General features: G+C 70.9%; 12 protein-coding genes and 1 pseudogene. 6 read left to right on the top strand and 7 right to left on the bottom strand.

Features of this window, described 5'->3' with window-relative positions; translation table 11 throughout:
* Window positions 1-45 precede the first annotated feature (45 nt).
* The 3 genes from ACFYZE_RS21190 to ACFYZE_RS21180 all read left to right on the top strand — a co-directional run bounded on the left by ACFYZE_RS21190 (window position 46) and on the right by ACFYZE_RS21180 (window position 3,004).
* Window positions 46-858 carry a lysophospholipid acyltransferase family protein gene (locus ACFYZE_RS21190; RefSeq protein ID WP_388996116.1) on the top strand — a complete coding sequence of 271 codons (813 nt, stop codon included), beginning with the start codon at window positions 46-48 and terminating at the stop codon, window positions 856-858.
* Window positions 859-907: 49 nt separating this feature from the next.
* Entirely contained in the window at window positions 908-2,410 is a 1,503-nt protein-coding gene (locus tag ACFYZE_RS21185; protein WP_388996113.1) for a metallophosphoesterase family protein, read from the top strand.
* A 120-nt stretch (window positions 2,411-2,530) separates the two neighbouring features.
* The gene (locus ACFYZE_RS21180; protein WP_388996111.1) at window positions 2,531-3,004 is read left to right on the top strand and encodes a DUF1348 family protein; all 474 of its coding nucleotides are present in this window, start codon (window positions 2,531-2,533) and stop codon (window positions 3,002-3,004) included.
* A gap of 36 nt (window positions 3,005-3,040) precedes the next feature.
* Here ACFYZE_RS21180 and ACFYZE_RS21175 read toward each other — a convergent pair whose 3' ends face one another.
* Both ACFYZE_RS21175 and ACFYZE_RS21170 read right to left on the bottom strand, forming a co-directional pair.
* Window positions 3,041-5,413: a SpoIIE family protein phosphatase gene (locus ACFYZE_RS21175; protein ID WP_388996684.1), complete on the bottom strand. Its 2,373-nt coding sequence runs from the start codon at window positions 5,411-5,413 to the stop codon at window positions 3,041-3,043.
* Between the two features lie 149 nt (window positions 5,414-5,562).
* The gene (locus ACFYZE_RS21170) at window positions 5,563-8,037 is read right to left on the bottom strand and encodes a SpoIIE family protein phosphatase (protein ID WP_388996107.1); all 2,475 of its coding nucleotides are present in this window, start codon (window positions 8,035-8,037) and stop codon (window positions 5,563-5,565) included.
* A gap of 292 nt (window positions 8,038-8,329) precedes the next feature.
* Here ACFYZE_RS21170 and ACFYZE_RS21165 point away from each other — a divergent pair, with 292 nt between their 5' ends.
* Window positions 8,330-8,959 carry a TetR family transcriptional regulator gene (locus ACFYZE_RS21165; RefSeq protein WP_388996104.1) on the top strand — a complete coding sequence of 210 codons (630 nt, stop codon included), beginning with the start codon at window positions 8,330-8,332 and terminating at the stop codon, window positions 8,957-8,959.
* Window positions 8,960-9,111: 152 nt separating this feature from the next.
* Here ACFYZE_RS21165 and ACFYZE_RS21160 read toward each other — a convergent pair whose 3' ends face one another.
* From ACFYZE_RS21160 to ACFYZE_RS21150, 3 genes are read right to left on the bottom strand one after another with little or no spacing between them, the layout of a single operon-like run.
* Window positions 9,112-10,299, bottom strand: coding sequence for a cytochrome P450 (locus ACFYZE_RS21160; RefSeq protein ID WP_388996101.1), 1,188 nt, complete (start codon window positions 10,297-10,299; stop codon window positions 9,112-9,114).
* Between the two features lie 29 nt (window positions 10,300-10,328).
* Window positions 10,329-11,696 (bottom strand): NAD(P)/FAD-dependent oxidoreductase, encoded by a 1,368-nt coding sequence (locus ACFYZE_RS21155; protein ID WP_388996098.1) that lies wholly within the window; start codon window positions 11,694-11,696, stop codon window positions 10,329-10,331.
* Window positions 11,686-11,895, bottom strand: a complete 210-nt coding sequence (locus tag ACFYZE_RS21150; protein ID WP_388996095.1) for a ferredoxin — start codon at window positions 11,893-11,895, stop codon at window positions 11,686-11,688. Before ACFYZE_RS21150 ends, ACFYZE_RS21155 begins: the two co-directional genes overlap by 11 nt.
* 194 nt (window positions 11,896-12,089) lie before the next feature.
* On the opposite strand from ACFYZE_RS21150, the gene ACFYZE_RS21145 reads away from it, so the two are divergent.
* Window positions 12,090-14,243 carry a SpoIIE family protein phosphatase gene (locus ACFYZE_RS21145; RefSeq protein WP_388996093.1) on the top strand — a complete coding sequence of 718 codons (2,154 nt, stop codon included), beginning with the start codon at window positions 12,090-12,092 and terminating at the stop codon, window positions 14,241-14,243.
* A gap of 264 nt (window positions 14,244-14,507) precedes the next feature.
* Here ACFYZE_RS21145 and ACFYZE_RS21140 read toward each other — a convergent pair whose 3' ends face one another.
* A complete protein-coding gene (locus tag ACFYZE_RS21140) occupies window positions 14,508-15,482 on the bottom strand; it encodes a helix-turn-helix domain-containing protein (protein WP_388996090.1) in 975 nt (324 codons plus the stop codon).
* Between the two features lie 193 nt (window positions 15,483-15,675).
* On the opposite strand from ACFYZE_RS21140, the gene ACFYZE_RS21135 reads away from it, so the two are divergent.
* Entirely contained in the window at window positions 15,676-19,848 is a 4,173-nt protein-coding gene (locus tag ACFYZE_RS21135) for a hypothetical protein (protein ID WP_388996087.1), read from the top strand.
* Window positions 19,849-19,913: 65 nt separating this feature from the next.
* On the opposite strand, the pseudogene ACFYZE_RS21130 reads toward ACFYZE_RS21135, so the two are convergent.
* A pseudogene (locus ACFYZE_RS21130) lies at window positions 19,914-20,240 on the bottom strand (TetR/AcrR family transcriptional regulator); the annotation flags it as partial.
* Window positions 20,241-20,339: the final 99 nt, after the last annotated feature.

Raw genomic sequence — 20,339 nt, 5'->3', positions numbered from 1 at the left:
CGCGTCGAGGTGCACGTGCCGGCGCCCACCCCGGCGAGCCCGTGGATGCCCAGCGCGCCCTGTTCGCCGCAGTCCTGCGTGGACGCCGTGGCGTCGGCGGCCGCCGTACCGCGCGCCGTGCTGCGGTTCGCGGCCGTACTGGCGCTGATGGTCACCGGGCTCGCGCTCTTCCCGGTGGTCCGCCGGATGCCCGTCGCACCGCGCGAACGGGCCGTCCGGGCCTGGTGCCGGTCGGTCGTGCGCGCCACGGGCGTCCGGGTGCGGATCACCGGGTCCGCCCCGCCGGACGGCGGCCTGCTGATGGTCGCCAACCACATCTCCTGGCTGGACATCCCGCTGCTCGCCGCCGTGCGGCCCGGCCGGATGCTCGCCAAGTCCGACATCCGGCAGTGGCCGGTGGCGGGCCCGCTGACCGCGCTCAGCGGTGCCCTCTTCATCGACCGCAACCGGCTGCGGGCGCTGCCCGACACGGTCGCCCGGATCGCGGACGGCCTGCGCGGTGGTTCGGCGGTCGTGGTGTTCCCCGAGGGGAGCACCTGGTGCGGCAGGGCCCAGGGCCGCTTCCGGCGCGCCGCCTTCCAGGCGGCACTGGACGCGGGCGCGCCCGTCCAGCCGGTACGGCTCCAGTACCGGTACGACGGGGGCCCGGCGAGCACCGCGCCCGCGTTCGTGGGCAGCGACTCCCTGCTGACGTCCGTGTGGCGGGTCCTCACCGCACGCGGACTCGTCGCCGAGGTCCGGGTCATGCCGGTGCTGGCGCCGGGCGGAGCGCCGGACCGCCGCGCCCTCACCCTGGCCGCCCAGCGGGCCGTCGGACTCCCGGAGCGTGCGCAACCGGACCCGCACGCGCACCTGTGAGGCACCCTCGCCGCTCCGGTGCGCCGTCGATCATTGCTACGGTGCACCGGTGTCCGAATCCTCACGTGAGACCGCCGAAGGCGCCGGCTGGGGCGCCGTAGAACGTGGCAGTTACCGGGACTTGATGCCGGGTCATGTCGAGAAGCTCTCCTGGCTGAACCCGAGGACTCTCTGGGCGGCACGCAACGGCGTGCTGGCCTCCTGGTTCGGCGACCCCACCGGTCGTACCCGGAGCCGGTGGGCAGAACAGTGCGAAGCGGCGGGCGCTCCCGCGGACAGGGTGATCCGGCGGGCCGACCAGGAACGCTTCTCCTTCATGGTCCTCGGCGACACCGGTGAGGGGGACGACCCCCAGTACGCGGTGGTGCCGGGCTTCCTGAAGGTGAGTCAGGACACCAGTTTCGCCGTCATAGCCAGCGACGTGATCTACCCGGTCGGCGCGACCGCCGACTACGGGACCAAGTTCTTCCGCCCCTACCAGGACTACCGGGCACCCATCTACGCCATACCCGGCAACCACGACTGGTACGAGGACCTGTACGGGTTCATGAGCGTCTTCTGCGACGCCCCACCGCTCGCCCCGGCCCCGGCCTCCCGCCCGCCGCTCCGCGCCCGGCTGCGTTCCCTGCTGTGGCACCGCCCGAGCGCACAGGACGGACAACGCCTCGCGGAGGCACGCGCGTTGCGCTCCGCGCCCGAACAGCACGCCGTGCAGCCCGGCCCGTACTGGGCCATCGACGCCGGACCCGTCCGTATCGTCGGCATCGACACCGGCCTGCTCGGCACCATCGACGCCGAACAGGGCCGCTGGCTGCGGGAGGTCTCCCGAGGCCCCCGCCCCAAGATCCTCGTCACCGGCTCACCGCTGTACGTGGACGGCGAGCACCACCCCTGCCCCATCGACGGCGGCGGCACGGTCGACGACATCGTCCGCGACCCGGACCACCACTACGTCGCCGCGATCGGCGGAGACATCCATAACTACCAGCGCTACCCGGTGGACGTGGACGGCCGCACCATCCAGTACGTGGTCTCCGGCGGTGGCGGCGCGTTCATGCACGCCACCCACACCATCCCGCGCGTGTCCATCGCGAACGTCACCGAGAAGGACTTCCGCTGCTACCCGCTGCGCGGCGACTCCCTCGCGTTCTACAGCCGACTCTACGGACGCCGGCTGCGGCTGCGCCGCTTCTTCACCCTCACCGAGGCCGAGGCGACCGCCGTCGTCGCCGAGCGCCTGGGCATCCCCCCGACCCGTGCCCCGGCCACACCCGCCCGGGTCACCCGGCGCACCCGCCTCGTCGCCAGTCTGCTGGGCGCCGGAGGCCGTCCCGACCGGACCTCCCGTTTCCGGCTGCCCGTCCGCAAGATCTACACCCGGCTCTTCTCGCCGAGTTCGGCCACCTACAGCCCGCCGTTCTTCAAGAGCTTCCTGCGCCTGGACGTCACCCCCGAGGCGATCAGGCTGCGCTGCTTCGCGGCGACCGGGAACCGGCGGGAGGAACTCGACCCGCCCGTCGAGGACGAGGTGACCATTCCGCTCGTGTCATAGCGAAAGGCTGGAGCGGGCGTTGCACGCGCGCCCGGACTGTCGCGGCTGCGGGGGGACCAGTGGTCTCGTACCGTGGTCGCCCGAATGGGGAACCACAGGTCTCACCTTCGCGGAGGCGATATGACGCACCCACCCCGCCCACCGTTCCCGCCGTTCACCCACGACACCGCCACGGAGAAGGTGCGGCTCGCGGAAGACGCCTGGAACACCCGCGACCCGGAGAGAGTCGCACTCGCCTACACGGTGGACTCCCGCTGGCGCAATCGGGCGGAGTTCGTCACCGGCCGCGACGAGATCGTCGCCTTCCTCACCCGCAAGTGGCGCCGCGAGCTGGACTACCGGCTCATCAAGGAGCTCTGGGCCGTCGACGGCAACCGCATCGCGGTCCGGTTCGCCTACGAGTGCCATGACGACTCGGGCACCTGGTTCCGCTCCTACGGCAACGAGAACTGGGAGTTCGACGACAACGGTCTGATGCGCCGGCGACACGCCTCCATCAACGACCTCCCCATCCAGGACCAGGACCGCCTGTTCCACTGGCCACCGGGACGCAGACCCGACGACCACCCGGGGCTGAGCGACCTGGGCCTGTGACCACTCGGCGGCGCGCCGAGCCACTGGTCAGCGGGTTCACTCGACGGGCTGTTCGCACCAGATCGTCTTGCGGTTCTGGCCATGGCGGCAGCCCCATCGCCCGCCGAGTCGGGCGACGAGGAACAGACCGCGTCCTCCCTCGTCGGTGGTGTGGGCACGGCGCAGGCGGGGCTGGGTGCTGCTGGAGTCGGTGACCTCGCAGATCAGGACGTTGTGGCGGATCAGGCGCAGGTCCGCCGGCGGACGACCGTAGCGGATGGCGTTGGTCACCAGTTCGCTCACGATCAGTTCGGTGGTGAAGAGGAGGTCTTCCAGGCCCCACAGGGTGAGTTGGCGGGTCGTCCATTCCCTGGCCTCGGAGACGGCGGCCGGATCCGCCGGGATTTCCCAGTGAGCGGTGTCCTCCGCCGGGATGGCGCGGGTGCGGGCCAGCAGCAGGGTCGCGTCGTCGCGCCGCGTCTGGTTCCGCAGCCTGCCGAGGAGAGCGTGGCCGGTTTCGTCCAGAGCGCGGTCCGGGCGGCAGGAGGCGGCCAGGGCATCCGCCAGGCACTGGAGACCTTGGTCGATGTCGTGGTCGCTCCGTTGGATCAGGCCGTCGGTGCAGAGCGCGAGGACGCTGCCCGGCTCGATGTCGATCGTGGTGGTCTCGTACGGCATTCCACCTACGGCGAGCGGCGGCCCCGGGCAGACTTCGACGGCCTCGGCGGTTCCGTCGAGCCGGACCAGGACCGGCGGCGGGTGCCCGGCACTGGCCATGGTGCAGCGTCGGGTGACCGGGTCGTAGACCGCGTACAGGCACGTGGCGCCGACGACATCGTGGTGGTCGGGTGGGGTTTCGGCCACAAGGCGCTGGACGAGGTCCGCGATCCGGGTGAGCAGCTCGTCCGGTTCGAGCTCGAGGTCGGCGAGGGTCTGTACGGCGGTGCGCAGACGGCCCATGGTGGCGGTCGCGGGCATGCCGTGGCCGATCACGTCCCCCGCGACCAGGGCCAGGCGGAGAGAAGGCAGGGCGACGGCGTCGTACCAGTCGCCACGTATTTCCGCTCCGCCGCCTGCGGGCACATAGATACCGGCGGTCTCGGCGGCCGGGGTGTCGGTCGTGGCCGGAGGAAGGAGGCGCTGCTGCAGCGCGACGGCCGCCCGGTGCTCGCGCGTGTAACGGCGGGCGTTGTCGACGGCGAGCGCAGCCCCCGAGGCGATCTGCGTCATGAGATCGGCCTCGTCCTCGGTGAACGGTTCGGACCGGCCGCAGCGCCAGATCGATATGCCGCCGAGCGTGAGACCACGGGCGTGCAACGGTGCCACCAGCACCGAATGGCCTCCCTGTGGGACGACGAATTCGACCAGCCGCGGATCGCCCAGCGCAGCGCTGTAGTCGCCGGCGCCGAGGACGAGGGTCTCGCCCTGCTGGAAGTCGAGCAGGCGCGGGTGGTCGGGAAAGGGCGGGAAGAGGTCGCCGCACCCGGTACGGGTCGGCCACACCGTGGAGGCCGGCACCAGGGCCGCGGTGCGCAGACCAAGATCACCACCGCCCGAATGCCTCGGGGGCTCCTCCCCGTCGAACACGCACTGTGCGAGGTCGACGGTGACGAGATCCCCGAAAGCAGGCACGAGTACGTCGGCGAGCGCTCGTGCGGTGCGCACGACATCCAGGGAACTTCCCACACGCTCGGCCACTTCACGGGTGAGGTCCAGGTGACGGCGAGCCCGCGCATGGGGGCTGTCGACGTACAGGGCCGCGACCCCCGTGGGGCGTCCTCGCGCGTCCTCCAGACGGAAGGCGGACAGCGACAGGGCCCGCCGCCGCTCCGGATCGTGCCGCCAGCTCACGTGCTGGCTCCTGCGGATCACGGAGTCGCCCGTCTCCAGCACCTGGCGCAGTACCGCCTCGAGGTTCTCGGCGTCCTCGGCGCAGAGCACGTCGCACAGTCGAGTGCCGGGCTGTACTCGACGGCCGTCGGGAGTGTCCGGCGTGGCGTTCGTCTGCACCGTGGTCAGATCCGTGTCGTGCAGGGCGATGGTGACCCGGTTCTGTGCGGACAGTGCGCGCAGGAGTGCTGCGCCCTGCTCGTGGTGGACGACGTGGTCTGCGTGCGCCGCCAGGACAAGGAACTCCGCGGGGCCTTCCATCGCAGAGATCCGGAAGGTGACGTCGATGGTGTCGCCGGACCGGTGCCGCAGCCGTGCGTGGCCGGATGCCGGCATTTCCGTGGCGGTGCCCAGTTCGTCGGGGAGTTCGGCCAGCAGCTCCTGTACAGGGCGGCCGCACACCTCTTCGGCCGGGAACCCCGTCAGGTGCTTCGCCGTCCCGGTCCACCGCAGCACCGTGCCCCGATGATCGAGCACGGCGGCTGCCACGCCGTCGAACGGGTCGGGCCTGCCGTTCGAGCCAGGGCCGGACAGGTCCATCGGGACTTGGACGCCATGTGGCGATGTGTTGTTCTTGACGTGCTTGGTGCCCATGTTCGTACCTTCTTTGTCGGAGGCCGTCCCGACGGGAGATCGGCAACCTTGGTGGTTACCGCCCGGCCGGGGGGCCAGTGCCGCGGCTCGAAGCTTCACCGTGCGGCGGCTGTGGAGAGCAGGTCCTGTTCGGCCCAGACGACCTTGCCGTCCGATGCTGAGCGGGAGCCCCACCTGCGGGACAGGTGAGCGATGAGGAAGAGGCCGCGGCCGTTCTCGTCGAGAGTGCTCGGATGCCGCGGGCGCGGGTGGCTGGTGCTGGTGTCGGAGACCTCGCAGGTCAGAACCTGGTGTTGGATGAGCCGTAGGCGGACCTGCCCGCCGCCGTAGCGGATGGCGTTGGTGACCAGTTCACTGACGATCAGCTCCACGGTGGCCTCGAGATGCTCCATCCCCCATGCGCTGAGCTGACGGGCGGCCAGGTGCCGGGCGGTGCGGACGGCGGTCGGCTCGTTCGGCAGGTCCCAGGACGCGACCCGGGCCGGTTGCAGGGCGCGGGTCCGGGCAAGGAGCAGGGTGACGTCGTCGGAGTGTGTCCGGGCCGGCAAGGTCTCGACCACTTCGGAGCACAGGTCCTCCAGGGAACGGTCGGACTGTGCCAAGGCCGCGCCCAGGCGGTTCATGCCGACATCGAGGTCGTCGTCGCGGGACTCGACCAGGCCGTCGGTGTAGAACGCGAGGACGCTTCCCTCGGGCAGTTCCAGTTCCACCGACTCGAAGCCGAGCACCCCGAGGCCGAGGCCGAGCGGGGCTCCGGCGGGCATGTCGGGGAAGGCGACATGGCCCTGCGGGTCGATGATCGCGGGCGGGGGGTGCCCGGCCCGCGCCATCGCGCACCGCCGGGTGACCGGGTCGTAGACGGCGTACAGACAAGTGGCGCCCACCACCGCCGGGACCTGGTCCGGGTCCTCGTCGTCGACCCCGTTCTCGTCGTTCAGTCGCCGGACCGTGTCGTCGAGGTGCGCCAGCAGTTCGTCGGGAGGCAGGTCCAGGTCCGCAAGCGTTCGCACGGCGGTGCGGAGTCTTCCCATGGTCGCCGCGGCGTTGATGCCGTGTCCGACCACATCGCCGACGACGAGGGCCACCCGGGCGCCGGACAGCTCGATCACGTCGAACCAGTCACCCCCCACGCCGTGGTCCATGTCTGCCGGCACGTAGCGCGAGGCCACCTCGAGGGCGGCGCCGCCCCGCACACGGTGAGGGAGCAGGTCCCGCTGGAGCGTGAGGGCCGCGGCGCGTTCGCGCGCGTACTGCAGAGCGTTGTCCAGGCAGAGCGCGGCCCGGGTGACGAGCTCCTCGGCGAGCAGCAGGTCGTCCTCCTGGAACGGCTTCGGCTCCTCGGAGCGGCCGAAGACCGCCAGCCCCAGCACGCAGCGCCGCGCACGGATGGGTACGACCATCAACGAGTGGATCCCGCTGTCACGAACCTTCTGCGCCCGCGCCGGGTCGTGGTGGACCCACGGGCCGAGATGGGTGTCCATGTCCAGCACCGGCACCCGGTGAGACCTGCCCGTGCGCAGCACGTCGGCGAAGGGCGAGGCCGGGTGGACGTGGATCAACTCCTCGCGTGCCCAAGGCAGTTCCAGGATGCCCAGCTCGACGGAGGCCAGACCGGCACGGCGCAGCGCAGGAGGGCGGCCGTTCCCCGTGCCGATCCGCGCCGAGGACTCCAGGGCGAACGGAACCGACTCCACCAGGTCGACGAGGGCGTGGTCGGCCAACAGGGGCACGGTGAGATCGGCCAGTTCCTGCCCGGTCTGCATGACGTCGAGGGTGCTGCCGATGCGCGTGCTGGCTTCGCTCAGGATGGCGAGGCGCTCGCGTGCCCGTCGGTTGCCGGTGACGTCCACGCTCATGGAGCACACCCCCAGTGGCTCGCCGTCCGCGTCCTGGAGGCAGAAGAAGGAGGCCGAGAACACGTGCTCCCGGCGCCGATCGGTCGGCGGCCACGCCCGGTACTCGTGGACCATGGTGGTGCCGCTCTCCAGCACCTGCCGCATCACCACCTCGAGGGCTTCGGCCTCGAAACCGGGCAGCGAATCCTTCAGGCGGCAGCCGAACCGACGGTCGCGAGGAATGCCGTCGTGGAGCTCCATGGCGTCGTTCACCCACATGCAGCGCAGCTGCGGGTCACGGATGACGATGCCGATCGGTGCGTGGGTGAGCAGCGACTCGCGAAGCAACCCGTTCATCGTTCCCGAGGAGAGCGCGCCGATGTCGGTCACCGATACGAGCCATCGAAGGCTTTCGTTCTCTCCCCACAGCAGCGAGCCCCGCAGAGTCAATGTGAGCGTGTGGCCGTCGCGGTGGCGGACCGTCTGGGTGCCGGACCAGCCACCCTGGACACGGCACTGATCGGCGAGCGCTCTGGCCTTCAGAGCGTCCTCGGCGGACGGCAGTACGTGTGCCGCGGGCCGGCCGACCACCTCCCTGGCCGAGTACCCGACCAGCTGCTCGGCGGCCCGCGTCCATCCGACCACCGTGCCCTCCGCATCGAGCATGGCTATCGCCGCGTCGGGCGTCTCGCTCCGGTTCGCCGGCTCAGCGACTTGCGATTGATTGCTCTTCACTGCGGTTCATCCCTTCCGGTGTGCAGGTGCCGGGAAGCGCTGGGCGTGGGGAGTGGTCTGCCGATCGGGAGGAGCTATATGCCCATATCGGTCTCAAGGCCCGTCAGTACGACATCTCCGGGCGTGTTACGTTATTTCTGATGAAAGCATCAGCCATGACAGCTTCATCGTCAAGAGGGCCACAGAATTGATCAAACAATCAGATGTGTGCCGGGTGCCCTGGCCGGGGCGCATCGACCATGGTCGATGGCCGGGCTCCCAACAGAACTGCTGCTATCTACGGGGCACGCCGATGTCAGTTCCACTCAGCAATCGATTCGAACGCCGTCGTACCGAGACCCGGCAGGCACTCGTCCGCGCCGCGCGGCAGATCCTGGCCGAGTCCGGCGACACCAGCGTCAGCATCCGGGCCATCGCGGAGCGCGCGGACGTGGGCTTCGGCTCCTTCTACAACCACTTCGGCTCCAAGTCGGACCTGTTCGACGCGGCCGTGGACGATGCGATGGAGGAGTTCGCCCAAGCCATCGACGAACGCCTGCACGGCGTCGACGATCCCGCCGAGCGTCTCGCCGGAGGTCTGCGGCTCAGTGCACGCCTGGTCGAGTCACACCCGGAGATCATGCGGATTCTGTGCCACAGCGAGCTCGGCCGCATATGTGCCGCCAGCGGACTGGCTCCGCGCGCCCGGCGCGACGTGGATCAGGGCATCGCCTCGCGCCGCTTCATCGTGATCGACCCGGTCATCGCCCTGTCCGCGCTCAACGGCAGCCTGCTGGCGCTTGTGGAGCTGTGGTTCAGCAAGCCCCAGGTCGACATCGACCAGGCCGCGGGCACCCTGGCCGAGATGCTCCTGCACATGTTGGGCCTCTCCCCGGACGAGGCCCGCGCCGTCGCCCGCGGCCCCCTTTCCGCTGCCGCGTGAAGAGGACCTTGAGCGTCGCGCCCCGGCGGACCAGGGGCGACCGCGTTCCGCTCGCCGAGCAGCCCGACTCGGCCCGAGTGCCGTGGTCTCGCGAGGGGGATACCGGGCAGACCGTCACTCTTGCCCACGGCCCCGGGTGCCGCCACGCCACCTCATAGTTCGACGGTCAGGTGGCGGGGGCCGCGGAGCATGGCGTTCTGCCGGTAGGGAGGCGGGTCCTCGACCAGGCGTGCCGTGCCGAGGCGGGGGATCAGCGCGTCGAGCGCGGCCTGGGCTTCGATGCGTGCGAGCGGTGCGCCGTAGCAGAGGTGGATACCGCTGCCGAAGCCGAGGTGCTCGTTGTCCGGTCGGGCCGGGTCGAACCGGTCGGGCTCCTGGAACCGCTTGGGGTCGCGATTGCCCGAGGCCAGCGCCAGGATGACGGACGTGCCTTCGGGGAGGGTGGTGCCGGAGACGTCGATGTCGGCACGGGGGATGCGCTCGCGCATGTGAACCGGGGGCTCGTAGCGCAGCAGTTCCTCGATCGCGCGCGGGAGCAGGTCGGGTTCTTTGTGCAGGTGGTCCAGATGCTCGCGGTGGCGGAGCAGGGTGAGTACGCCGTTGGTGATCAGGTTGACCGTGGTCTCGTGGCCGGCGATGAGCAGCAGCACGCCGGTCTCCGCGAGTTCCTCGTGGGTGAGCCGCAGGGCCGGGTCCGGCTCGTTGACGAAGGCGGAGAGCATGTCGTCGCCCGGGTTGTCACGGCGTTGCTCGGCGAGGTTCACCAGGTACTGCCCCATTTCGCTCCGTGCCTGATCGCCCGCCCGGTCCCGCTCGGCGGAGGCCTGGTCTTCGGGCCTGACGTCGGCGGAGGCGACGATCGCGTCGGACCATTCCCGGAAGAGCGGCTCGTCCTCGCGCGGCACGCCGAGCAGGCGGCAGATCACCGTGACGGGGAGCGGGTAGGCGAAATCGTCGACGACGTCGAGCTGCCGGCCCGCCTCGAAGCCCTCCATCAGCTCCTCGGTGATCCGGGCGATCTCGCCCCGCATGGCATCGACCCGGCCGGGGCTGTGCGGCGGGCCGAACGGCCGCATGGCCAGCCTGCGCAGTCTGTGGTGCTCGGGGTCGTCCAGCCGCAGGAACGGCAGTGTTCCGGCCGTCTCGCCACGGCTGCGGGGATCGGCGCTCATCCGCGGGTCGTGGAGCAGAGCGGCGATCTCGTGGTAGGTGCCGACCAGGTAGCTGCCGTCTGCCTGGCGCACCACGGGGCCGGCCTCGCGGAGCTCCGCGTACAGCGGGTAGGGGTTGGGGCGACTGGCGTAGTCGGTGATCCGTTCCAGGAGGGTGTCGGCGGTCATGATGAAGCTCCTCGGGGACGGCGGAACGGTCAGCCGGTGGGCGGCACCACGGTCAGCCGGCGGTCCGGCAGGTAACCGGTGAGCGCCACGGTGGGGCCGTGGGACAGCCCCTTCGGGTCCGGCACATCTGAGGGAACCGGGACCTCGGCCGCGAGCGGGCGGTCCGCCGCGCCGGGCGCGGGCGGGAACGGGGCGGCGGTCTCGATCAGGTGAGCGTAGTAGTCGAGCGACTTGGCCATGTCGACGGTGACCGCGGCGGTGACCCGCCCCTGGTAGCCGTAGACCAACGCCAGACGGCGCTCCTCCAGCGAACCCTGCGCGATGACCACCTGGTCGGAGAAGGTGGGCACACCCACCGACTTGATGTTGAGCCCGAACTGACTCGACCAGAAGGTCGGGAGGGCGAGGTGCGGACGGCGCAGCGGCCCCGGACTGACCATGTTGTGGGCCGCCACCTCGGCCTGCGCGACCGCGTTGCCCCAGTGCTCCAGGGAGAGCATCTGGTACCCGAACAGCGGGTGCGGGAAGCGGGAGACGTCACCGGCCACGAAGATGTCGTCGGTGACGATGCCGTACATGTTGAAGGCGCGGCACCCGGCGTCGCAGGCGATCCCGCGCGGGCCCGCCGCCAGCCCGGACTCGGCGAGCCACTCCACGTTGCGGATCGCACCCAGGGCCACGACGCACACGTCCGCCTCGACGCGGCTGCCGTCGGACAGTTCCGCACCCGTGAAGCTGCCGTTCCCGCACAGTGCGGTGACCGTCACCCCGGTGCGCAGGTCGACGCCGTGGTTGCGCTGCATGGCGGCCGCGAGCTTCGCCAGGGTGCCGCCGAGCGCGCCCACCAGGGGTGCGGGGCCGCGTTCGGTGACCGTGACCTCGATGCCCCGTTCCCGGCAGGCCGACGCGATCTCCGATCCGGTGAAGCCGCCACCGATCACCAGCACGCGCCGCGGCCCCGCAGCCAGCCGAGCGGCCAGCCCCTCGGCGTCGTCGCGGGTGCGCACGGTGAACACACCGTCCAGGGCACCCTCGTCCGGGTTGGGCCAGGGCCGCGCCCGGGTCCCGGTGGTGATCAGCAGCCGGTCGTACGGCAGCGACTCGCCGCCGTCCAGCACCACCCGCTTCGCGAGGGGGTCCAGGCCGGTGGCGCGTACTCCCAGTCGCCATTCGGCGTCCGGGTCCCGGCGCATCGGCAGGCCGGTGCTGTCCGCCGTCGCCTGGCCGAGCAGCACCTGTTTGGACAGTGGCGGCCGGTCGTAGGGGGGAAAGGGCTCATCGCCCACCACGGTCAGTGAGCCGGTGAAGCCCTCCTCGCGCAGCGCCTCCGCGGCCCTCAGCCCGGCCAGCGACGCGCCGACGATGACGATACGGCCGTCCCGCAGATCACCGGGCACCAGCGCTCACCTCCTCACCGAGGAGGATGGCCTGGACCGGACACGCCGCCGCGGCTTGGCGTACGCGCTCCAGCTGATCCTCGGGAACGGCCGGGCCGTACAACAACCCCTCCTCCCCGTGCAGTTCGAACACCTCCGGCGCGAGGAAAACGCACTGCGCGTAGCCCTGGCAGCGGGTGAGGTCCACGACGATCTGCATGGCGAGCCACTCCCTGAGTCGTACGGGCTCCCCCTTCCCTTTCTACGCCGGTGCCGCATCGGGTGCTCGGTGAGCCGCTGCTCCCGGATCTCCACCTGCCGGCGGTCCATGGCTTCGCGGCGTGCAGCAGCGGGCCTGCCCGGCCCCGCCTATCATGCAGAGAGGCGGACGACTCCGCGGAGCGAGCGCAGCGGATGGCCGGTGGCGAGGACCTGCACAGCGCTGCCGTCCGGGAGCTGCTGGATCAGACAGTGGCCCGGACGGTGGCCGGCACGGGTGCGCACGCGGGGGCGCTCTTCCTGCTCGAGCCCGGCGGTGAAGTCCTGGTCCTCGACGCGAGCCTCGGAATGCCCACCGGGTTCGTCGGTCTGCTGCGACGCCTGCGCGTGACTGCCGTGTCCGATGGCCCACTTGCCGAAGCGGTGCTCCAGCAGCGCCCGGTGTGGGTCGGTTCCGGTGAGGAGTTCGCCCGTCGCTATCCCCAACTGGCCCTGACCTTCCCGTTCGTGGGCGCCGTCGCGGTGGCCCCGCTCGTGGCCGACTCCCGCGTCTGGGGCACCCTGTTGGTGCTGTTCTCCCAGAAATCGCCTGCGCCGGACGCGCGCGCACACGGCCGGTTGACCACCGCGGCCCGCTGCATCGCCCTGCTGCTCCAGGACGCCGCCGCGGCGGGGCACCCTTTGCAGCCCGGGCTCGCGGCGCGTCTCCTGCCCCCGACGCCGGCGCATCCCTCGGCACCGGCTCAGGCTCAGGCCGCAGCCGAGTTCATAGCAGCTCTGCCCGAAGGAGCGTGCCGACTCGACGTGCGGGGGCGTACCACCTTCGTCGACCACACTGCGGCCGACCTGCTGGGCGAGAGCATCCCGCACCTGCTGGGTGCCCGGTTGTGGGAAGCCGTACCGTGGTTGGCTCACGCCCCGCACCGACTGAGGTACCAGGCCGCACTCGCGAGCCAGCTCCCGACATCCTTCACGGTGAAACAGCCCCGTACCGGCAGAGAGCTGTTGTTCCAGCTGTACCCGGACCGCACCGGCGTGAGCTTGCGCATCTCCGCCCCGGCCTGCGCTCCGCACAGCCAGGACGAACTGGCCCTCGGTACCGGGCCGGCGCTCGGACCCGCCGACCTCGATGCCCACTACCACATGATGCGGCTCTCCGGCGGCCTGGCCGCGGCGGCGTCCGTCGACGAGGTCGTGGACCTGGTGGCAGGCCACCTTCTGGTCACCCTGCACGCGCAGGCATTCGCCCTGCTCGTCGCGGAGGCGGGCCGGGTACGGGTCGTCGGCCACCACGGCTTCAGCCCTGAGCTGGTCGACCTGGTCGACCACGCCCCCCTCGCCTCCGACCTGCCGCTCCCCGGGCTGACCACCGGCGCACCGTTCTGGGGGCTGCCCCAGGGGGTGCCGTCCTTCTTCGCCGACCGGGACGAGCTGCGTGCGGTGTATCCCGAGAGCGCGGCCATCGACGACGGTCTGGGTGCGTGGGCATGGCTGCCGCTCATGGCCTCCGGACAGTACTTCGGGGTCTGCGTGGTCGGCTACCGGAAACCCCGCTCCTTCACGTTGCAGGAGCGCGCCAACCTCACCGCCATCAGTGCCCTGATCTCGCAGTCCCTGGACCGCGCCCGGCAGTACGACGCCAATCACCAGCTGGCGGAGGGCCTGCAGGCCGGCCTGCTGCCCCGTACCCTGCCGACGATGCACGGCCTGGACGTGGCCGCCCGCTATCTGCCCGCCAGCCACGGCATCGAGGTGGGTGGCGACTTCTACGACCTCATCCGCCTGTCGGACACCGAGGCCGCCGCCGTCATCGGAGATGTGCAGGGCCATGGTGTCAGCGCCGCCGGCCTGATGGGCGAGGTGCGCACCGCGGTCCACGCCTACGCAGTCGCCGACGCACCCTCGGGCGAAGTCCTGGCCCGCACCAACCACTTGTTCAACGATCTCGACCCCGGCCTGCTCGCCAGCTGCCTGTACGCGCACATCGATCCGGTCCGCCACATGGCCCAGTTGGCCACTGCGGGCCACTGCCCGCCCCTGCTGCGTCACCCCGACCTGCACACCGAGGTCCTGGCCGCACCGCCGGGCCCTCTGCTGGGTGTCGAGCCCACGGCGGAGTACCCCACCGCCGACATCCCCCTGGCACCCGGCGCCCTCCTGCTCCTCTACACCGACGGACTCGTCGAAACCCCCGGCACCGACCACGACACCGCCCTCACCGACCTGGCGGCGGTCCTCTCCGAAGCCACCGGCCCGCTGGAGCGCGTCGCCGACACACTCGTCGCCCACGCCCAGCCATCGGGCGATCGTGCCGACGACACAGCTCTGCTGCTTCTGAAGGCCTGTTGAGGCGGGCGGGCCGGAGCCGGGCTGCCTTGACTCCGGCCCTCGTGAGTGAGCATCCCCTGTACCGCCGTCCACCGTGGGCGCTCGCGTTTCCATACGCCGTATGGTACCAATGGGAGTGCATCCATACGGCGTATGGAAACTCGGCCGAGTGCTGTCGGTGATCAACTGCCGTGATCGCCGATGACGCCACCCGAGTGGGCGCCGGTGCTTGAGGGAGCACCGGCGCCCACGGTCTTTCGCCCCGTGCACCACGCTCGAGTGGATTCACAGCCACCCGCGGCGAACCGCCTGCGCGCCGGCCTGGAACCGGCTCGTCGCTCCCAGACGGGTGGTGAGGTCGGTGATCCTGCGGCGCAGGGTACGTTCGCTGACGCCGAGTTGGCGGGCTATGGTCTCGTCCTTCAGCCCGGCGTTGAGCAGGTGGAGCAGTGCATGGTCGGCATCGCCGAGGTCGGGATGGCCTTCGCTCTCCCGGGCCTCGCTGCCGAAAACGGGGGTCGCCTGCTCCCAGCTCGCCTCGAAGAGGTCGACGAGGGCGTCGCACAGCGGTGACCGGTGGACCAGGGCGGCCGTACTGCGCAGGCCGTCCGCGCCGACGGTCAGCGGAACGAGGGCATCGCGGCGGTCGAAGACCAGCAGCTTCAGCGGCACATGGGGCAGCACCCGGGCCTGTTCCCCGAGCAGCACGAGGTGCTGGAGCAGTTCCGCGCGCTCGGGGACGGCCAGCACCTGGCTGGAGTAGACGGCCCGTGCCCGCACACCACGGGCCAGCAGCTCCTCCTCGAACTGCAACGCGCTCGCGTCGGCCGTGAAATAGGGCGGGGTGTCGAAGCACAGCACCTCGTGCTCGGCACCCGACATCAGCTCGGTCAGCCAGTCGCTGATCGCGGTCGGCCCCTCGATGATCTCGACCAGCCGGCTGGAATCGGAGCTCAGCTTGCGCTCATTGAACTCGGCACCGTAGGCGTCCAGCGCTGCCGCCGCGCGCTCCAGCTCCAGACGGCGGGCGCGGATCAGGGCGGAGAGGCCGATGCGCGGATCCAGCGGGGCGTAGCGGGTCGGCCGTCCCGCCGAGGGCACCGCGAGGCCCGTCGCGACCAGGTCGTCGAGCATGCGACGGGCCTGTGCCGTGCTGCAGGACTGATGCCTGGCCATTTCGGTCGCGGTCAGTGGCGGCGAAGCCAGCAGATGGCGGTAGGTGCGCTCGGTCGGATCGTCCAGACCCAGGGACTCCAGCACGGGCTCGCCTCCTTCCTGTGTTCCCGACCGGGACGGCGTATGGCCGCTACCGGCTGCTGACCGGTATCGGCCAGCGATTCGTCACCCGGCGAGGCAGGTGCGCTGGAACAGTACCGGCATCCCGCACGGCACGGTTCGCCCGCCGCCACCAGCGAGGCGACCGTCCATTCCCGTCCGAAAGACAAGTGGTCCATTGAGAAGCAGGAGAAGGGGCATACGCTCCGGCATCGTCGCCACCGCGCTGGCGATCGGCGCCGGCATGCTGGTCTCACCCCCGGTCCAGGCGGATGCCCCGCAGGCCGCCAAGGACATCCGACTGACCGCCGGCGCGCTGGAGAGGCTCAGCAGGCGCTACCAACCGCGGATCGACGGCACCCCTGGGCAGGTCGCCGCCCAGGAGGGCCCCGCCACCGCCGCACCGGCGCTGCCGGGCACGGCCCCCAAGGCGACGCCCGGCTCGGGCAGGCAGACGGACACCACGTCCACCGCCCCGGGCTTCAAGCGGACCGGCCAGTGGGAGACCGCGCGCGGCTTCGCCGAGAGCCTGCCGCTCGGCGGCACCGAGGACTGGGTGGCCGTCTACAGCGGCGGCACCGTCGCACGTTACGACGCCCACGGCAAGCAGGTGTGGAACCGCGGAGCCACCTCCTTGTACAAGGACTGGCGGGTGACCCCGAACAACTGGTTCCAGCCCTACCCCTATCTGCCGAACCTGTATGCCGGCTACAACCCGTACCAGATGTCGGCCACCGGCAAGCAGCCTTACGTGACAGGCGACTTCAACGGCGACGGTGTCCAGGACGTCGCCGTCGCCTACGCGGTGGGCGACTGGCCGTTCCGGCCGTTCTCCTCACCCGGTTCGAAGGTGGACTACGGCACCTTCGTCACCGTCCTGGACGGCCGTACCGGAAGCACGGAGTGGAGCAAGCTGGTTCCCGGCTACGTCGGCACCATGCTGTTCCAGGACGGCAAGCTGGTCGTCGCCAACACGGTCGGCCCGGACTGGTCCGGCGATCCGGTGGCCGAACAGGGTGCCGGCCGCAGCAATCTGACCGCGTACGGCTTCGCCCGCGCCGGTGACGGCAAGCTCACCGCGACCGCCGACTGGACCTACTCGACGCACGCGCCCTGGGCGTACTGGGGCGATCTGACGTCGATGGGCAGGGGCCGGATCGCCGCGTCGTGGTCCGACACCCCGATGGACCTGGGAAGCCCGCGCCCGGCCGCCGGCAACGTGCTGGTGCTCGAGACCTCCGACGGCAGCGTCGCGGCGCACGCCAAGACCCCCGGCTACCCGCGCATGCTGGTCAAGGACCCGAGTGCGGACCGTGTCCTGGTCGTCGAGCAGAACGACCCCTTCGACAAGGTGCGCTGGGACCTGACCGCGATCGACGCGCACAGCGGCGACCGTGCGGTGCTGGCCTCACGTGAGGGCACTGTGCCGGAGGCTTTCGAGGTCCTGCCGAACGCGCACGGGGGGCGGCCCCGTTTCGCGGTCGCGGAGCTCGGTATCGACGCCGACATGTCGGACGGTCAGAGCACCGTCTCCGGCTGGGACGCCCAGGGCCACACCCTCTGGTCGTACACCACGGCCTCCACGATCGGCGGGCCGAACGCCCCGACCATGGAGCTGTCCTCCGACGCGAAGGGCAGCGAGGTGTTCGCCTCGCTCTCCGACCCGACGACCGCCACCGCCGCCACCCCCGCGGGTCCTGAGCACACCCAGCTCGTCGGACTGAACGCCGCGACCGGTCACCTCGACTGGCGGCAGGACGGCGCCGTGTCCGGCGACACCCTCACCCAGTACCAGGGCGGACTACTCACCGTCGGCTATGACGACACCGCCTACACCGTCAACCCCCACAGCGGCACGTCGCACGCCATGCCCCTGGCCGGCGACCCCTACGCGGCCGTCGCCACGGACGTGAACCGGGACGGGACCAAGGACCTGATCGTCTCCGGCCAGAGCCGGGGTGTCTTCGCCCTTGACGGCAGGACCCTGAAGAAGGCGGCGCCGACCGTCCTGTGGCGGGCCACGGTCGACACCTCGGTGCACGCCCTGCGTCTCCTGCCCAACTCCGGCAAGGACGCGGCCGGTGACTCCGTCGTGGCAGCGACCGACCGCGGCTTCACCGTGCTGGACACGCACAGCGGTGAAGTGCGCGCGAACGTGCGCACCGGCGGCTACGTCGCCTCGCTCACGGTCGTGGGCGACGGCCACGGCGGCTCCGAGATCGTCGTCCCGGGCAGCAGCCTGACCGCTTACACCGCGCAGGGCAGGAAACTGTGGACGTACCGGCCGAAGGGCACGGAGGGGAAGAGCCTGGTCTTCTCCACCGTCACCACGGACGACGCCGGACACCTCTTCTTCGAGTACGGCGGCACACACCACGGCATCGGCCTGCCCACGCAGGCCACCGACCCGGCGCCGACGGCGGTCGGCCTGGACGCCGCCACCGGCACCCCGAACTGGACCGAGACCCCGAGCGATCCCGGTGCCGTCGCGATCGCGCCGACCAACCCCGCCCTGGCCGACCCGAACGTCCCGAGCGCGGACGGGCACGGTGTCGCCTTCGCCTACACCGGCGATTTCAGGAACTACCGCCACCTGGTCCAGATCCTCGATGCGCGCTCCGGCGCGGTGATCAAGAACTACGACAGCCCCGGAACGTCGCAGGGCTTCGTGGCGTCCAAGAAGACCGGCCTGGTCGAGATGCGCGAGTTCAACGACTTCGTGTACCCGGCGAACGGCGGTGAGCCCTACGACGTACCCACCTTCTTCGGCTTCCACTCCGCAGTGTTCGCCAGATCCGTCGGCGGAACCGAGGCGTTCGTCGGTGCCTACCAGAACCTGTGGTCCTACGACACACCCTTCGCTGACAACGACGGGTTCCTCCGCGAGAGCGCCACGGACTTCGCCCTGGGGGCGAGCCAGGTGAAAACAGCGGCGCTGGGCGACGGCCCCGGCGACGACCTGATCGGTCTCGCGCTCGACTGGCGGGCTCTGAACATCGCGGCGCAGTCGATCGGTGACGCCGTCAACGACATCGACTACTTCCCGCACGGCCTGACCACCTACAAGCTCTCCGAGGACGAGCCCACCCGGATTCCGACTCCTCCGAACGGCGACACGTCGGCCGCGGCCCCGCAGACCGCCGCCAAGGCGGGTCAGTTCAACGGCGACCGGATGCACAGCGCGAGCCCGCTGAAGGACCTCGGCATGCCGATCGGCACCGCCTCGGTCCCCATCGAGATCCAGTCGAAGACTCCGGCAGCCAAGAAGCTGAGCGCGGGCCAGGACAACGCCCAGGAGGTCGCCCCCGGCTACACCCCGCAGCAGATCCAGGCACGCCTGGGCCTCAAGGGTGACGGCACCGGCCAGACGATCGCGATCGTCGACGCCTACCACTACCCGACGGCCAAGGCGGACCTCAACCACTTCGCCGCGCACTTCAACCTGCCGCAGACCTGCGATACGGCCGGCACGGGAGAGGACTGCTTCGACTTCCAGCAGGTCTACGCGGACGGTACCCAGCCGGACGTGGACACCGGCTGGAACGAGGAGGCGGCGCTGGACATCGAGTGGGCGCACTCGGCGGCCCCGCACGCCAAGATCGTCCTGGTCGAGGCCGAGGACCCGACCATGGCCGCGCTGTCCCGGGCCCAAGACGCGGCCGCGGCGCTGCACCCGGCCGCGGTCAGCAACAGCTGGGGCGCCGGCGAGTTCTCCGAGGAAGCCTTCTACGACGGCCACTGCAAGCTGGCCGACTCGGTCTGCGTCCAGTCCACCGGAGACTTCGGCTACCCCGGCAGCTACTCCGCCACCAACCCCTACGCCCTGGCCATCGGCGGCACCAACCTCCGACTGGACGCCGACGGCAACACCATCGACGAGACGGCGTGGAGGTCCACCGGCGGCGGCCTGAGCTACTTCGAGCCGCGCCCGGCCTACCAGGACGGCGTGCAGCCCTCGCCACTCAGGGCCACACCGGACGTCAGCTTCGTGGCCGACCCCGCCACCGGCGTGCCGGTCTACCTGACGATGACGTACGGCGGCGCCTCCCACTCCATGTGGTTCAAGGTGGGCGGCACCAGCCTGTCCGCCCCGATCTGGGGCGCGATCATCGCCTCGGCCGACCAGCTCCGGGCCACCGCCGACAAGCCGCACCTGGCTTCCGCCGGCCCCGACGGCGACACCGCGCACACCGATGTCTACGGGCTCGGCAGCTCCTCCCTGCGGGACATCACCGCCGGCTCCAACGGCAAGTGTGGCGCCGAGTGCACAGCAGGCCCCGGCTACGACACCGTCACCGGCCTCGGCTCCCCCACTGCGGGCGTCGACGCGGCCCTGGCAGCCATGAAGTAACCATCCGGGTATGCAGGGGCCCGGTGTCTTCCGGACACCGGGCCCCTGCGCTGTCGTCGAGGCTCTCAGTCGAGGCCGGGCAACGGGCGCCGGGTTACTTGCCGGGCGTCGTCCGGGGGGACGCCGAGCATGCGCAGGACCATTTCCGCCAGGTCCGAGGCGGCCTCGTCCCCGTCGAGGTCGGGGCGGTCCAGCCGCAGTGCCACGAGGGACATCAGGGTGCCGCCCACCGCGGACAGGGCGGTGGTCGCGTTGCCGCAGCTGAAGCGGCCCGATGCGATGCCGATCTCCAGGTCGCGCAGGGCTCGCGGGGACAGGCCGCGGTCGGAGTGGATGTATGCCAGACCGCGGTCACGCAGGATCCGCATGAGTTCCGGGTGGGAGTCGGCCAGGTTGTGACGGCCCTGCGCGGCGACAACGAACTCGACCCCGCACGCCTGCTGGGCCTGATGAAAGCGATGAGCTCATGAGCACCAACGTTCTGCGCACCC

It is taken from the genome of Streptomyces sp. NPDC001796 (assembly GCF_042892355.1).
Lineage (GTDB): Bacteria > Actinomycetota > Actinomycetes > Streptomycetales > Streptomycetaceae > Streptomyces.
The sequence above is the reverse complement of the archived record's forward strand: the minus strand, read 5'-3'. Positions and strand labels throughout refer to the sequence as shown.